The organism is Bittarella sp. HCP28S3_D9 (genome assembly GCF_052065655.1).
GTDB classification, from domain to species: domain Bacteria; phylum Bacillota; class Clostridia; order Oscillospirales; family Ruminococcaceae; genus Bittarella; species Bittarella massiliensis.
Genome location: NZ_JBQHTP010000002.1, coordinates 258704 through 271680, shown reverse-complemented (window position 1 = coordinate 271680; position 12977 = coordinate 258704). Strand labels below are relative to the sequence as shown.

Genomic DNA, 12977 nt, shown 5'->3' with positions numbered 1-12977 from the left:
GGAGAGAGAAAGCGACCGGAGGGCGGTTTGAATGCCGCGCTGTACCGACAGGGGGGAACACCATTGCAAATCAACGGAAACTACCGCAACTTACAGCCAAACTACCTCTTTTCCACCGTCACCAAAAGGGTGGCGGAAGAGAGGAGGCGCCACCCGGGCAAACCCATCTACCGCCTGGGGGTGGGGGATGTGACCCTGCCTCTCTGCCCGGCGGTCATCGGCGCCCTCGGCAAAGCGGTGGAGGAGATGTCGGCGGCCGAGACCTTTCGCGGGTATGGGCCCGAGCAGGGGTATGACTTTTTGCGGGAGAGGATTCAGCAGTACTACGCCGCGTTCGGGGTCTCCCTGGACCTGGAGGAGATTTTTGTCAGCGATGGGGCCAACAGCGATTTGGGGAACATCCTCGACCTCTTCTCTAAAGAGAACACCGCCCTCATCCCCGACCCGGTCTACCCAGTCTACTTGGACACCAACACCATGGATGGCCGCAAAGTCCTCTTTATGGATGGGGGGGAGGAAAACGACTTCCTCCCCCTGCCCGACCCCTCGGTGAAGGCCGACCTCATCTACCTCTGCTCCCCGGGCAACCCCACCGGCGCGGTCTACACCCGCGCGATGCTGCAGAGCTGGGTGGACTACGCCCGGGCGCGGGGGGCCGTCATTCTTTTCGACGCGGCCTATGAGAGCTTTGTGATGGGGGACCTGCCCCACAGCATCTACGAGGTGGAGGGGGCCAAGGAGTGCGCCATCGAAATCAGCTCCCTCTCCAAGACCGCCGGTTTTACCGGGATGCGCTGCGGCTACACCGTGGTGCCCCGGACCCTGGAGCGGGAGGGGATGTCCCTCAACCGGATGTGGCTGCGCCGCCAGACCACCAAATTTAACGGCGTCTCCTATGTGGTGCAGCGGGGGGCGGCCGCGGTCTTCACCCCCGAGGGGCGGCGGCAGACCGGCGAGGCCACCGCCTTTTACCGGGAGAACGCCGCCCTGATCGCCGCCGCCCTGCGGGAGTTGGGGGTCTGGTTTACCGGCGGGGTCTGCTCCCCCTACATCTGGATGGCCTGCCCGGAGGGGATGGGCTCCTGGGAGTTTTTTGACCTGCTCCTGCGCGAGGCCGGGGTGGCCGGGGTGCCCGGCGCCGGGTTTGGCAGAAACGGCGAGGGGTATTTTCGCCTCACCGGCTTTGGCAGCCGCGAGGAGACCTGTCAGGCCATTGCGGCCCTGCAGGAGCTCTACCGGGCCAGGGGACTGGCCGGGTAAGACCCGGCGGAAAAAAAGATAGGGGGCCCTTTCCCGCCGGGAAAGGGCCCCCTATCTGTGGGTGTAGAGGAAGTCAACGCCCCTCGCCGTCCTCCCGGGCGACGAAGGCCTTGATTTGGTCGAAGGACTCCTGGCTGATGATGTGCTCGATGCGACAGGCGTCGGCGTCGGCGATCTCCGCCGGGACGCCGAGGGTGAGGACCAGGTAGCGGGAGATCAGCCGGTGGCGCTCATAGACCGCCTCGGCCTTTTGCTGCCCCGCCTCGGTGAGGAGGATGTTGCCCCCTTCCCCCACCTGCACGTAGCCGGCGGATTTGAGGATGCCGATGGCCCGGCTGATGCTGGGCTTGGAGAAGCCCAGTTCGGTGGCCACGTCGATGGAGCGGACGTGCCCCTGCCGCTGGCGGAGGAGAAGGATGGTCTCCAGATAGTTTTCACCCGACTCTTGCAGTTTCACGGTGCACCTCCCAAAGGTCCGCCCGCAGGGCGGAGAGATGGCCCCGGGCAGAAGGCGGCCGGGGGCGGCGCGAGGCCGCTTATAAAGGTATTTTAACACATTCTCCCCCGCGCCGCAATCGCCGGCCGGGGGAGTTTGGGTTTCCCCCTCTCGCCGGGGGAGACGGCAAGCGGCGGCGCCCGGCCTTGAGGAAGCCGAGCGCCGCCGCCCTCTATGGATTTTTGGGGAAAGCAGTTGAAAGGGGGATTTACGGCTTGACGCTGTCGCGGAAGGTGACGTACTCGTCCTGGTCCATTCCGTAGACCATCTTCACCTCGATCTCGCCCGAGGCGATCTTGGCGGAGAGGCCGCCGATGTAGTCCTGGGTCTCCTGGGGGACCTGGGCCTTGTAGTAGTCGTTCTCGGCGAGGACGGTGATCCCCTCTTTGAGGCCCCACTTGTAGAGCTTGCCGTACTCGGCGGTGCCCTCGACGGTGTCTTTGATGGCCTTGGCCATGGTGATGTCGTTGCGCTTGGTCATAGAGGTGAGGATGACGTCGGCGATTTCCGGCTTGGTGTCGATGAAGAACTCGCGCTGGTCGGCGTCCACGCCGATGCCCCAGAGGCCCTTGTCCTTGCAGGCCTCAAAGACGCCCAGCCCGGCGCCGCCGGCCACCTGGTGGATGACGTCGGCCCTCATCTGGTTGGCCTGCACCAGGGCCAGCTCTTTGGCCTTGGCGGTGTCGGTGAAGCCGCCGATGAAGGAGTTGGCCACCTTGCCGCTGGGGTTGGCCTCCAGCGAGCCCTGGATGTAGCCGATGATGAAGTTGTTGATGGGCACGGTGTCGGCGCCGGCCACCAGGCCGATGGTGCCGGTCTTGGACATCTTCTGGGCCAGGGCGCCGGCCAGGTATTCGCCCTCGTGCTGCTTGCTCATGACGGCGAAGACGTTGGGGATGTTCACCTCGGTGGTGGGGGTCAGATCGGTGACGATGAACTTGGTGTCGGGGTACTCGGTGTAGATGCGGTCGAGGATCTCATAGAACTCGTTGCCGTTCATCACCACAATGTCGTAGCCCTCGGCCGCGTCGCGGACGGACGGCTCCATCTTGGACTTGTCGGTGCCGTACTCGATGCACTTGGCGTTCAGGTCGATTTCCTGAGCGGCCTTCTGCACCCCCGACCAGGAGAGGTCGTTGAAGGATTTGTCGCCCAGCTGGGCGCAGATGTAGCCCACGCTTTTGTACTCGCTGCCGCTGGCGGAAGAGGCGTCTCCGCCCTCGCCGGACTGGCCGCAGCCGGTGAGCAGGGCAGAGGCGGTCAATAGGCACGCCAGGGCGATGGCTCCAGTCTTTTTCATTGCGATGTCGCTCCTTTTTCTCATGTCTCAAAGTATTCGATTGGCGGAGGGGGCGAGCGCTCGCCAGACGGGCCCTGTCGGCGAATCCTGTGTCCCCAGTTGCTGCAAACAGTGTAGCATGGCCGCAAAAGGGGGGAAACGACAATTGTCGCTTCCCCCAAAAAAACAAACGGGTTTTCGATTTTTCGGTGAAATCGCCCAGGCAAAACGCTGCCATCTGTCCCTCTTTTGCCCGATTTGGAAAAATGAGCCCCTCCACCGCCCCTGTCTTGCCGGTGGAGGAGAATGCGACAGCTGTCGTTTTCCCCCCTTCTGGAGGCGGCTATAATGGGGGTGTCCCATCAGAGGGTCAGCTCCTCCACCAGATCGAGAAGCCGCTGGTGCTGCTCCTCGGTGACGGTGATCTTGCGGTGGGAGCCCCCCACATACCCCTTTTCCCGCAGCTTTTGGATGATGCGGTCCACCGAGCGGGGGTCGCGGCCGATGTAGCGGCCGATCTCCGAGCGGGTCTCGAGGATGCGGATGGCCCCCTCCTCGTCGGGCTCGCAGCAGTCGCGGTAGATGGAGTAGAGGAAGCTGAGATAGCGGGCCCCCGCCAGCAGGGAGTTGTTGACGTTGCACTCCCGGTAGAGGCGCTGGTCGTCGTGCTTTTGCTCGATGATGTAGAGGAGGATGGCGTTGTAGACCGGCAGGCAGATCTGGCTCCAGCGCAGAAAGTCCTCCCCCCGGATGCGCAGGGCCGAGACCTGGGTCTTGGCCCGCACCTGGTTGCGCCGCTTCATGGGCTGGGGGGAGAGGATCTCCGCCACCCCGATGAACTGTCCGGCAAAGAGGCGGATGCCCGTCAGGTCGTTGTCGCCGCTCTCGGCGAAGGCGCGAAAGTGCTCGCACACCCCCCGGACCAGAAAGAACAGGTCGGGCGGGGCAAAGCTGTCCTTCTCGATGAGGAGCTCCCCCGGGCCGATCTGGCACAGCTCGATCTTCTCCTGCTCCTCCTGGGGCAGCCCCTCAAAAAAGGGGGCCGCCTGGGGCCACTGCTCCAGCAAATGTGTCACCGATCACCGCCTCCGTTCTCCTGTATCCCTGTCTTTTAGGATAGCACAGGCGGCGGGTCAATACAATGGAAAGGATGAACCTTCATGCGCTTTCGCGTCAACCGGGAGGACCGGCGCCCCAATATCCTCCTCATCACCTGCGACCAGCTGCGCAGCGACTACCTGGGCTGCTACGGGGCCGACTTCATGCAGACGCCCCATATCGACGCCCTGGCCGCCGAGGGAAGGGTGTATGAAAACGCCTACTCCCCCAACCCGGTCTGCATCCCCGCCCGCATGGGGCTGCTCACCGGGCTGGGCTGCCGGCACCACCAGTTTTACGACAACCGCTGGGCCCCCGACGCCCCGCCCCTCTCCTACAAGCTGCCCACCTTCCCCCAGATCCTCTCGGACAGCGGCTACGACACCTGCGCCGTGGGGAAGATGCACTTTCAGCCCGAGCGGCGGGCCAGCGGGTTCGACCACTTCTTCGCCATGGAGGAGGGCCCCTCCTCCCGAGAGGCGGACAGCTATCTGCAATTTCTCAAAGAGCAGGGCTACGGCCGGGTGCAGAGTGTTCACGGGGTGCGCCACTGCCTCTACATGCAGCCCCAGCGCAGCCTGCTGCCCGAGGCGCTGCACGGCTCCCGCTGGGTGGCCGACCGCTCGATCCAGTACCTGGACGAGCAGCGGGGCCGGCGGCCCTTCCTCCTCTGGACCAGCTTTATCCACCCCCACCCGCCCTTTGACGCGCCCGACGAGTGGGCCGAGATGTACGCCGGCAAGCTGCCCGCCCCGGCGGTCCCCAAGACCCCCCTGGGCCTGCTGGCCGAGGAGAACAAGACCCTGGGCGACCTGGCCGACGACGCCTCCCTCCAGCGGATGCGGGAGCTCTACGCGGCCTGCGTCTCCTACTGCGACCACCAGGTGGGGCGGATCGTGGAGAAACTGAAAGAGCTAGACCTCTACGACGACACCCTGATCCTCTTCACCAGCGACCACGGCGAGATGCTGGGGGACCTGGGCACCTACCAGAAATTCCTCCCCTACGACGCCTCCTGCAAGGTCCCGTTTGTCCTGCGCTGGCCGCAGCGGGTGGGGGCCGGGGAGAGGGATCCCCGCTTTGTCGACCTCTACGACATCCTCCCCACCTTTTTGGACGCCGCCGGGGCCGAGTACCCCGACGTCTACGACCTGCCGGGGGAGAGCGTCTTTGGCGAGGGGGTCAAGGATCGGCGCTACCAGTACGCCGAACACCAGCAGGGGAGCAAGCGCTGGTGCATGCTGCGGGACGAGCGGTACAAGTACGTCTACTCCTACGGAGACGACGAGCAGCTCTTTGACATGGCGGCCGACCCGCAGGAGACCGAGAACCTCCTGTATGGCGACGGCACCCCTGAGATGCGGGCGGTGGCTGACAAGCTGCGCCGGCGGCTGATCCGCTACGAGGCGCGCTACGGGCTGAAGGGCGGCATTGTGAACGGCGACTTTGAGAAGCGCCCCCGCTACCAGCCGTCCCTCTACTGGGAGGAGAACTTTCCCCCCTTTGTCCGCTCCCTGGTCAGGGAGGGGGAGAGAGAGGAGCTGGACGACATGCTCGACGAGGTGCTCTGGGCCATCCAAAAGGAGCCCACCTCCAAACCGGCACAGACCCACGCCCGGGACATCCTGCTGCGGGCGGGCTACGCCGAAGAGCGGGTCGACGCGCTGATGGAGCGGGCCAAGGCGCAGGGCAACGGCTGACATTGCACAGAGAAAAAGGACTTCGGAAAAAATCCGAAGTCCTTTTTTTATGGGTGAAGGGGAGGTTTCAGAGGGGGTTTACGGCTTGACGCTGTCGCGGATGGAGACGAACTCGTCCTGCTCCATGCCGTAGACGGTCTTGACCACCAGCTCGCCCGAGGCGATCTTCTTTTCCAGATCGTCGATGTAGTCCTGGGTCTCCTGGGGGACATTGGCCTTGTAGAAGTCGTTCTTGGCCAGGACGGTGACGCCCTCGGCCACGCCCCACATGTTCAGCTTGCCGTACTCGGCGGTGCCGGCCACGGTGTCGCGGATGGCCTTTTCCATGGACATGTCGTTGCGCTTCATCATCGAGGTGAGGATGACGTCGGCCAGATCGGCCTTGCTGTCGATGAAGAACTCGCGCTGGTCGGCGTCCACGCCGATGCCCCAGATGCCGTTGTCCTTGCAGGCCTCAAAGACGCCCAGCCCGGCGCCGCCGGCCACCTGGTGGATGATGTCGGCCTTGGACTGGTTGATCTGCACCAGGGCCAGCTCTTTGGCTTTGGCGGTGTCGGTGTAGCTGCCGATGAAGGAGTGGGCCACCTTGCCGCTGGGGTTGGCCTGCAGGGACCCCTGCACGTAGCCGATGATAAAGTCGTTGATCGAGACGGTGTCGGTGCCCGCAACCAGGCCGATGGTGCCGGTCTTGGACATCTTCTGGGCCAGGGCCCCGGCCAGGAAGTCGCCCTGGTGCTGTTTGGAGTTGACGCCGAAGAGGTTGGGGATGTCCCACTCCAGGGTCGGGGTCATGTCGGTGGCGATAAACTTCACGTCGGGGTAGTCGGTGTGGATGCGCTGCAGGATCTCCACGTACTCGTTGCCGTTGAAGAGGACGATGTCATAGCTCTCGGCGGCGTCGCGGATGCAGGGCTCCATCTTGGACTTGTCGGTCCCCCACTCGATGGCCTTGGCGGTCATCCCCAGGTCGCTGGCGGTCCGCTGAATGCCCGACCAGGACAGGTCGGTGAAGGACTTGTCGCCCAGGGCGCTGCAGACGTAACCGATGCTCTTGTACTCGCTGCCGCCACTGGAGGTGGCGTCCCCCTTGTCGTCGGACTTGCCGCAACCGGAGAGGAGGGCGGAGGCCGCCAACAGGCAGGCCAGCGAAACGGCTCCAATCTTTTTCATCATACACACTCCTTTTAAAAGTCGTATCCAAAGCCGGCGTCCCCTCTGGCGAGCGGGTCTATCCGGCTGCTACTGGATTTAGTATAGCACGGCGATTTTGAGGGGAAATATGACAAATGTCTATTTTGCAAAAGAAAAGGGGAGGGGCGAAGCGCCTACATTGGCGGTTTTCCGGTTTCTGGGAGAGTTGGCCTGCCCTCTCTGTTAAGAAAGCGGGCCCACCGACAATGGGGCCCGCTTTCTTTATCTGTCTGCCTGCGCTTCCAGCTGCCGGCAGAGGGGGAGCATCTCCTCCGGGTGGTCCGATTCAATTAGGTCGACCCCCAGGGCCAGGGCCTGGCGCAGCCGCCCCTCGCTGTTGATGACCGAGCCGTCCACCAGGTAGCCCGCCCGGTGCAGCTGCGCCACCAGCGCGGGGCAGAGGTTGTCGATGTAGCAGAGGTAGATCTCGGCCTCCATCTCCGCCATCAGCCGCACCGGGTCGGCGGGGACAAAGGGGACGATCAGCCCCAGATGGGCCTTTGGCAGCAGCTGCTTGATTTGGCGCAGGGTGCGGTAGTCGGTGCCAAAGACGAAGCTGTACTCGGCAAAGTCGTGCGCCTCGACCGAGCGGGCGATCTCCTCGGCCAGGCGGGGCATGGTGGGGGCCATCTGCAGCAGCTCGCACTTGATTTCCAGGGCGGCGGGCAGCTCCCGCGCCCGGCACCAGGCCAGGCACTCGTCCAAGGTGTTGATGGAGAAGGCCGCCTTCAGCTCGGCTGCGGTGTAGTCGGCCACCCGCCCCGGCAGGGGGGAGCGCTCGCTCAGGTCCAGGTCGTGGTAGACCATGGCCACCTGGTCCTTGGAGAGCTGGACGTCGATCTCGATGTGGGAGAGGCCCAGCCCTGCCACCTCCGCAAAGTTTTCGAGGGTGTTTTCCCGCACCTGGGAGAGGTGTCCCCGGTGGCCCCCCACCAACAGCCGTTTGCCCCGGCTCTGGGCGATCTCTTCAAAGAGGGTCATGTTGCCGTCGCACTCCTTTCGCTGGTCTGCCCGCGGGCATTTTTTTCAGTGTAGCAGAGCTGCCCTTTAAAAAATAGGACAGCTGTCGGCTTTTTTGCAAAAAGGGGCGCTCCCCCGGTTTTAGAGGGAGCGCTCCTCGATAAAGCGGCGCAGGGTCTTTCGCTGGGCGGGGGTGATGACCACCTTTCCCCGCTCCACCCCCACGCAGCCGGCTTCCCGCAACTTTTGGATGATGCGGGCCACCGAGCGGGGGTCCCGGCGGATGGACTGGGCGATCTCGGACTGGGTCTCCCACAGCCGCACCGGGCCCTGGTAGCCCTCGGGATAGCAGCCCAGGTAGACCCCGTAGAGGTAGTCTAGGTAATAGGCCCCGGCCAGCACCGAGTCGGTGACCGAGCAGTTGCGGTAGAGCGTCTGCAGGCGGTGCTTTTGCTCCAAGCTCTCAAAAATCACGGCGTTGTAGACCGGCAGGCAGGCCTGGCTCCAGCGCAGAAAGTCCTCCCCCCGGATGCGCAGGGCGCAGAGGGGGGTCTTGGCCACCACCGCCGCCGTCCGCTTCATGGGGACGGGGCTGACGATTTCCGACAGGCCGATGAACTGGTTGGCGCAGATGCGGTAGCCCAGGTCGTTGTCCCCCGCCAGGGAGAAGGCGCTGTACAGTTCGCACACCCCTTTGACCACCAAAAACAGGTCGGGCGGGGCAAAGCTGTCCTTTTCGATCAGGGTCTGGCGGGCGGCCTGCTCCACCAGGGTGATCTTCTCTTTCTCCTCGGGGGGGAGGAGGGAGAAGAGGTTGGCCGCCCAGGGCCAGCGCTCCAGTGGTTCGCCCATCTCTATCACCGCCTTTTATTAAGGTGTTTCTCTCCCCACCAGATTAGCACAGGCGGCCGATTTATACAAGAAATACCGGGCAAATTCCCCGCTTTTGACAGGCGATCTGCCCCGGGCGTCGGGCAAATTTTTGCGGCAAAGATGACAGGTGTCGTTTTCCGACCGGGGGCTGGAAGCTATAATGGAGGCAAAGCTGGGGCGGTATGCCGCCCCGCCCACTTCCCGCGAAGACCGCCTCTCCGCGCCCACCCGGCCCGGCCAGCGGATCTGAATCAATGGAAAGGATGGTTACCATGCGTTACCGAGTCAACCAGGAGGACCGGCGTCCCAACATCCTCCTCATCACCTGCGATCAGCTGCGCAGCGACTACCTGGGCTGCTACGGGGCCGACTTCATGCAGACGCCCAACATCGACGCCCTGGCCGCCGAGGGAAGGGTGTATGAAAACGCCTACTCCCCCAACCCGGTCTGTATCCCCGCCCGGCACAACCTGCTCACCGGGCTCACCGACCGCCACCATGGCTTTGACGACAACTACTTCGGGGACGAGGCCAAGCCCCTGCCCTACTACCTGCCCACCTTCCCCCAGATCCTCTCGGACAACGGCTACGACACCTGCGCCGTGGGGAAGATGCACTTTCAGCCCGAGCGGCGGATGAACGGCTTTGACCACTTCTTCAACATGGACGAGGTCCCCCCCGACAGGGAGGCCGACGACTACATGCTCTTTTTGAAGGAGAAGGGCTACGGCAACCTGCAGAGCATCAACGGGGTGCGCCACTGCCTCTACATGCAGCCCCAGCGGGCCCTGATGCCCGAAGAGCTGCACGGCTCCCACTGGGTGGCCGACCGCTCGATCCAGTATCTGGACGAGCAGCGGGGCCGGCGGCCCTTCCTCCTCTGGACCGGGTTCATCCACCCCCATCCCCCCCTGCACATCCCCGACGAGTGGGCCGAGATGTACAAGGGCAAGCTGCCGGCTCCCTCTGTCCCCAAGACCCCCCTGGGCCTGCTGGCCGAGGAGAACAAGACCCTGGGCGACCTGCCCACCCCCGAGGCGGTGCAGCGGATGCGGGAGATGTACGCGGCGGCCATCTCCTACGTGGACTTCCAGGTGGGGCGGATCGTGGAGAAACTCAAGGAGTTGGACCTCTACGACGACACCCTGATCCTCTTCACCAGCGACCACGGCGAGATGCTGGGGGACCTGGGCACCTACCAGAAATTCCTCCCCTACGACCCCTCCTGCAAGATCCCCTTCATCGTCCACTGGCCCAAACAGGTGGGGGCGGGAGAGAGGGATCCCCGCTTTGTCGACCTCAACGACGTGCTGCCCACCTTCCTGGACGCCGCCGGGGCCGAGTACCCCGACGTCTACGACCTGCCGGGGGAGAGCGTCCTTGGCGAGGGGGTCAAGGACCGGCGCTACCAGTATGTGGAGCACCAGAGGGACAGCAAGCGCTGGTGCATGCTGCGGGACGAGCGGTACAAGTACGTCTATTCCTACGGCGACGACGAGCAGCTCTTTGACATGGTGGCCGACCCGCAGGAGACCGAGAACCTCCTATATGGCGGCGGCACCCCCGAGATGCGGGCGGTGGCTGACCGGCTGCGCCAGCGGCTGATCCGCTACGAGGCGCGCTACGGGCTGAAGGGCGGCATTGTGAACGGCGACTTTGAGAAGCGCCCCCGCTACCAGCCGATCCTCTACTGGGAGGAGAACTTCCCCAACTTTGTGAAGATGCTGGTCAAAGAGGGGGAGAAAGAGGCCCTCAACGACATGCTCGACGAGGTGCTCTGGGCCATTGAGAAGGAGCCCACCGTCAAGTTGAGCCTCAACCACACCCGCGACATCCTGCAGCGGGCGGGCTACTCCGAAGAGCGCATCGACGCGCTGATGGAGCGGGCCAAAGAGCAGGGCAACTACTAGAGCCGACCTTTTGAGATGGGAAAACGGCGAGAGGGGACCGGGGCTGTCAGCCCCGATCCCCTCTTTTTTTGTTTGTTTTGTGCGGCGGCCGAGGATCAGTCGGTCCCGCCGGTCTGCCGGTTGAAGTGAAAGCGCAGGATGCCGGTGAGCAGGGCCTCGGCCAGGGCGGCACAGACCAGGGCCACAAAGGCCCCGATGCTGAAATAGCCCGCCACCACCGCTGCCGCCAGCAGCAGGATGGTCATCCACCGCCAGCTGTACCGGCCGGCCATCTGCTCCACGTACTGGGTGCGCTCGTCCTGCTCTTCCAGCAGGAGGGCGGTGAGCCGGGCGTCGTCGCGCAGGGCGAGGAGGTAACGCACCACAAAGAAGATGGCCACCGCCTCCAGCCCAAAGATCATGCCCGTCTGAAAGCCGGCAAAGAAGTCGGCGTAGTGGGTGTCGCCGACGAGGGGCGACAGGGTCCGGGTCGCCGCCAGCACGGCCAGCAGCAGGATGCAGCCGCTGCCCATGGCAAAAAAGGCCAGCCGGCGGCGCAGAGTGGCGCGCATCCGTTCGAGTTTCTTTTCCATTTCAATTCTCCTCCCAATCTGAAAAGTCGAAAACTTCTTCGATGGTCAGCCCAAAGTAGTGGGCAATTTTATAGGCCAGCGGCAGAGAGGCGGTGTACTTCCCCACCTCGATGGAGGTGATGGTCTGCCGGGTGGTGCCCACGGCGGCGGCCAACTCCTCCTGCGAGAGTTTGCGCTCCCGGCGCAGCTGGCGGATGATGCTCTTCACAGGCATCCCTCCCTTTTTGTTAGCAAAGTTTGCTTTGCATTTTTAGTATAGTATGCTTTGCAAAATATGTCAAGCATACTTTGCAAAAATAATTTGAAAGAGAAAAAATAGACAGCTGTCGTTTTCAGCGGAGGGAGAATCCGCTATAATAAAGGGCAAAAGCCGTGGCCGCCTCTCGGCCGCCTGTGCCCCGGATGTCCGGGCAGACGGCGGCGGGGCGAGGGGGCCCGGCGGCAAGACAGAAAACCCGTTCCCGCCCGGCGGGAGCGACGTGGCCCCTTGGCGGGGCGTTCTTTAGAGAGAGGGGGAAGCGCGCCGTGCCCGCTGTGAGTATGCTCATCAAGCCCGCCTCCGACACCTGCGACCTGCGCTGCAGCTACTGCTTTTACGCCGATTTGGCCGAAAAGGGGGGCTGCCCCAGCGGCAAGCGGATGTCGGAAGAGACCCTGGCGGCAATCATCCAAAAGGGGATGGCCGCCGCCGAGGGGGCCTGCCGCTTTGCCTTTCAGGGGGGGGAGCCCACCCTGGCCGGGCTGGACTTCTTCCGCCGGGCGGTGGCCCTGCAGAGGGAGTTTTCGCGAGAGGGGCTGCGGGTGGAGAACGCCATTCAGACCAACGGCTGCTCCATCGACGCCGAGTGGGCCGCCTTTTTGGCCCGGGAGCGGTTTTTGGTGGGCCTCTCCCTCGACGGCACCCGCGCCAGCCACGACGCCTTTCGCCGGGACAGCCGGGGAGAGGGCACCTTTCGCCGGGTGCTGGCCGCCCACAAGCTGCTGTGCGAGGCGGGGGCCGAGGTGAATATCCTGACGGTGGTGACCCCGGCGGTGGCCCGCCAGGCCGACAGGGTCTGGGACTTTTACCGGGAACAGGGGTTTGACTACCTGCAGTTCATCCCCTGTATGGCCCCCCTGGGACAGCCGGCCGCCGGCCCCCAGGCCCTGACCCAAAAGCAGTACGGCGACTTTCTCTGCCGCATCTTCGACCGCTGGCACAGCGACCTGCGGCGGGGGCGGTACGTCAATGTGCGCTACTTTGAAAACCTGCTGGGACTGGCCGCCGGCCGCCCGCCAGAGGAGTGCGGCCTCTGCGGGCGCTGCGCCAACCAGCTGGTGGTGGAGTCCGACGGGTCGGTCTACCCCTGCGACTTCTACGTTCTCCCCCAGTGGAAGTTGGGGGAGATCGGCGAAGACGACCTCTCCGACCTGCTGCAGTCTCCCCGCTCGGGCGAGTTCACCGCCCCGCTGCCCCTGTCGCCCCGCTGCGGCGGCTGCCGCTGGCGGCCCCTCTGCGGGGGCGGTTGCCGCCGGGAGCGGGAGACCCCGGGCGGCTTGGGGGAATACCGCTGGTGCGCCGCCACCCGCCGGTTTTTGGAGTACGCCTGGCCCCGACTGCAGAAGTTGGTGCCCTACGTGCGGCGAGACGGGCGGTAG

Annotated in this window: 13 protein-coding genes; 5 read left to right on the top strand and 8 right to left on the bottom strand. The window is 64.3% G+C overall.

What is annotated here, in order from left to right; all coding sequences use genetic code 11:
- Positions 1 to 63: 63 nt before the first annotated feature.
- Entirely contained in the window at positions 64 to 1260 is a 1197-nt protein-coding gene (locus ACTNAU_RS02670) for an LL-diaminopimelate aminotransferase (protein ID WP_441097472.1), read from the top strand.
- 73 nt (positions 1261 to 1333) lie between these two features.
- On the opposite strand, the gene ACTNAU_RS02665 is transcribed toward ACTNAU_RS02670, so the two are convergent.
- The 3 genes from ACTNAU_RS02665 to ACTNAU_RS02655 all read right to left on the bottom strand — a co-directional run bounded on the left by ACTNAU_RS02665 (position 1334) and on the right by ACTNAU_RS02655 (position 4111).
- A complete protein-coding gene (locus tag ACTNAU_RS02665; RefSeq protein WP_353653886.1) occupies positions 1334 to 1717 on the bottom strand; it encodes a metal-dependent transcriptional regulator in 384 nt (127 codons plus the stop codon).
- A gap of 247 nt (positions 1718 to 1964) precedes the next feature.
- Positions 1965 to 3056: a BMP family lipoprotein gene (locus tag ACTNAU_RS02660; protein WP_256135214.1), complete on the bottom strand. Its 1092-nt coding sequence runs from the start codon at positions 3054 to 3056 to the stop codon at positions 1965 to 1967.
- A gap of 341 nt (positions 3057 to 3397) precedes the next feature.
- A complete protein-coding gene (locus ACTNAU_RS02655; protein ID WP_185915614.1) occupies positions 3398 to 4111 on the bottom strand; it encodes a Crp/Fnr family transcriptional regulator in 714 nt (237 codons plus the stop codon).
- Positions 4112 to 4195: 84 nt separating this feature from the next.
- Between ACTNAU_RS02655 and ACTNAU_RS02650 the strand changes: the two genes are divergently transcribed.
- Positions 4196 to 5833, top strand: coding sequence for a sulfatase family protein (locus tag ACTNAU_RS02650; RefSeq protein WP_441097470.1), 1638 nt, complete (start codon positions 4196 to 4198; stop codon positions 5831 to 5833).
- Between the two features lie 78 nt (positions 5834 to 5911).
- On the opposite strand, the gene ACTNAU_RS02645 is transcribed toward ACTNAU_RS02650, so the two are convergent.
- From ACTNAU_RS02645 to ACTNAU_RS02635, 3 genes are all read right to left on the bottom strand, one after another.
- Positions 5912 to 7003 (bottom strand): BMP family lipoprotein, encoded by a 1092-nt coding sequence (locus ACTNAU_RS02645; RefSeq protein WP_256135212.1) that lies wholly within the window; start codon positions 7001 to 7003, stop codon positions 5912 to 5914.
- A gap of 243 nt (positions 7004 to 7246) precedes the next feature.
- On the bottom strand, positions 7247 to 8005 hold the full coding sequence (locus ACTNAU_RS02640; RefSeq protein ID WP_256135211.1) for a glycerophosphodiester phosphodiesterase: 759 nt from the start codon (positions 8003 to 8005) through the stop codon (positions 7247 to 7249).
- A gap of 120 nt (positions 8006 to 8125) precedes the next feature.
- Positions 8126 to 8836: a Crp/Fnr family transcriptional regulator gene (locus ACTNAU_RS02635; protein ID WP_441097469.1), complete on the bottom strand. Its 711-nt coding sequence runs from the start codon at positions 8834 to 8836 to the stop codon at positions 8126 to 8128.
- Positions 8837 to 8984: 148 nt separating this feature from the next.
- Here ACTNAU_RS02635 and ACTNAU_RS02630 point away from each other — a divergent pair, with 148 nt between their 5' ends.
- Together ACTNAU_RS02630 and ACTNAU_RS02625 are read left to right on the top strand one after the other, a co-directional pair.
- On the top strand, positions 8985 to 9107 hold the full coding sequence (locus ACTNAU_RS02630) for a hypothetical protein (RefSeq protein ID WP_441097468.1): 123 nt from the start codon (positions 8985 to 8987) through the stop codon (positions 9105 to 9107).
- A gap of 22 nt (positions 9108 to 9129) precedes the next feature.
- Positions 9130 to 10767: a sulfatase family protein gene (locus ACTNAU_RS02625; RefSeq protein WP_441097467.1), complete on the top strand. Its 1638-nt coding sequence runs from the start codon at positions 9130 to 9132 to the stop codon at positions 10765 to 10767.
- A 95-nt stretch (positions 10768 to 10862) separates the two neighbouring features.
- Here the strand turns inward: ACTNAU_RS02625 and ACTNAU_RS02620 are convergent, their stop codons facing one another.
- Entirely contained in the window at positions 10863 to 11339 is a 477-nt protein-coding gene (locus ACTNAU_RS02620; protein WP_216400847.1) for a hypothetical protein, read from the bottom strand.
- A 1-nt stretch (position 11340) separates the two neighbouring features.
- Positions 11341 to 11547, bottom strand: a complete 207-nt coding sequence (locus ACTNAU_RS02615) for a helix-turn-helix transcriptional regulator (protein WP_021658022.1) — start codon at positions 11545 to 11547, stop codon at positions 11341 to 11343.
- A 317-nt stretch (positions 11548 to 11864) separates the two neighbouring features.
- Between ACTNAU_RS02615 and ACTNAU_RS02610 the strand changes: the two genes are divergently transcribed.
- Positions 11865 to 12977: an anaerobic sulfatase maturase gene (locus ACTNAU_RS02610; RefSeq protein ID WP_441097466.1), complete on the top strand. Its 1113-nt coding sequence runs from the start codon at positions 11865 to 11867 to the stop codon at positions 12975 to 12977.

Coding starts and splice junctions, on each gene's coding strand:
- ACTNAU_RS02660 (WP_256135214.1), bottom strand. CDS start 3,056: ATGAAAAAGACTGGAGCCATCGCCCTGGCGTGCCTATTGACCGCCTCT.
- ACTNAU_RS02650 (WP_441097470.1), top strand. CDS start 4,196: ATGCGCTTTCGCGTCAACCGGGAGGACCGGCGCCCCAATATCCTCCTC.
- ACTNAU_RS02645 (WP_256135212.1), bottom strand. CDS start 7,003: ATGAAAAAGATTGGAGCCGTTTCGCTGGCCTGCCTGTTGGCGGCCTCC.
- ACTNAU_RS02640 (WP_256135211.1), bottom strand. CDS start 8,005: ATGACCCTCTTTGAAGAGATCGCCCAGAGCCGGGGCAAACGGCTGTTG.
- ACTNAU_RS02635 (WP_441097469.1), bottom strand. CDS start 8,836: ATGGGCGAACCACTGGAGCGCTGGCCCTGGGCGGCCAACCTCTTCTCC.
- ACTNAU_RS02625 (WP_441097467.1), top strand. CDS start 9,130: ATGCGTTACCGAGTCAACCAGGAGGACCGGCGTCCCAACATCCTCCTC.
- ACTNAU_RS02620 (WP_216400847.1), bottom strand. CDS start 11,339: ATGGAAAAGAAACTCGAACGGATGCGCGCCACTCTGCGCCGCCGGCTG.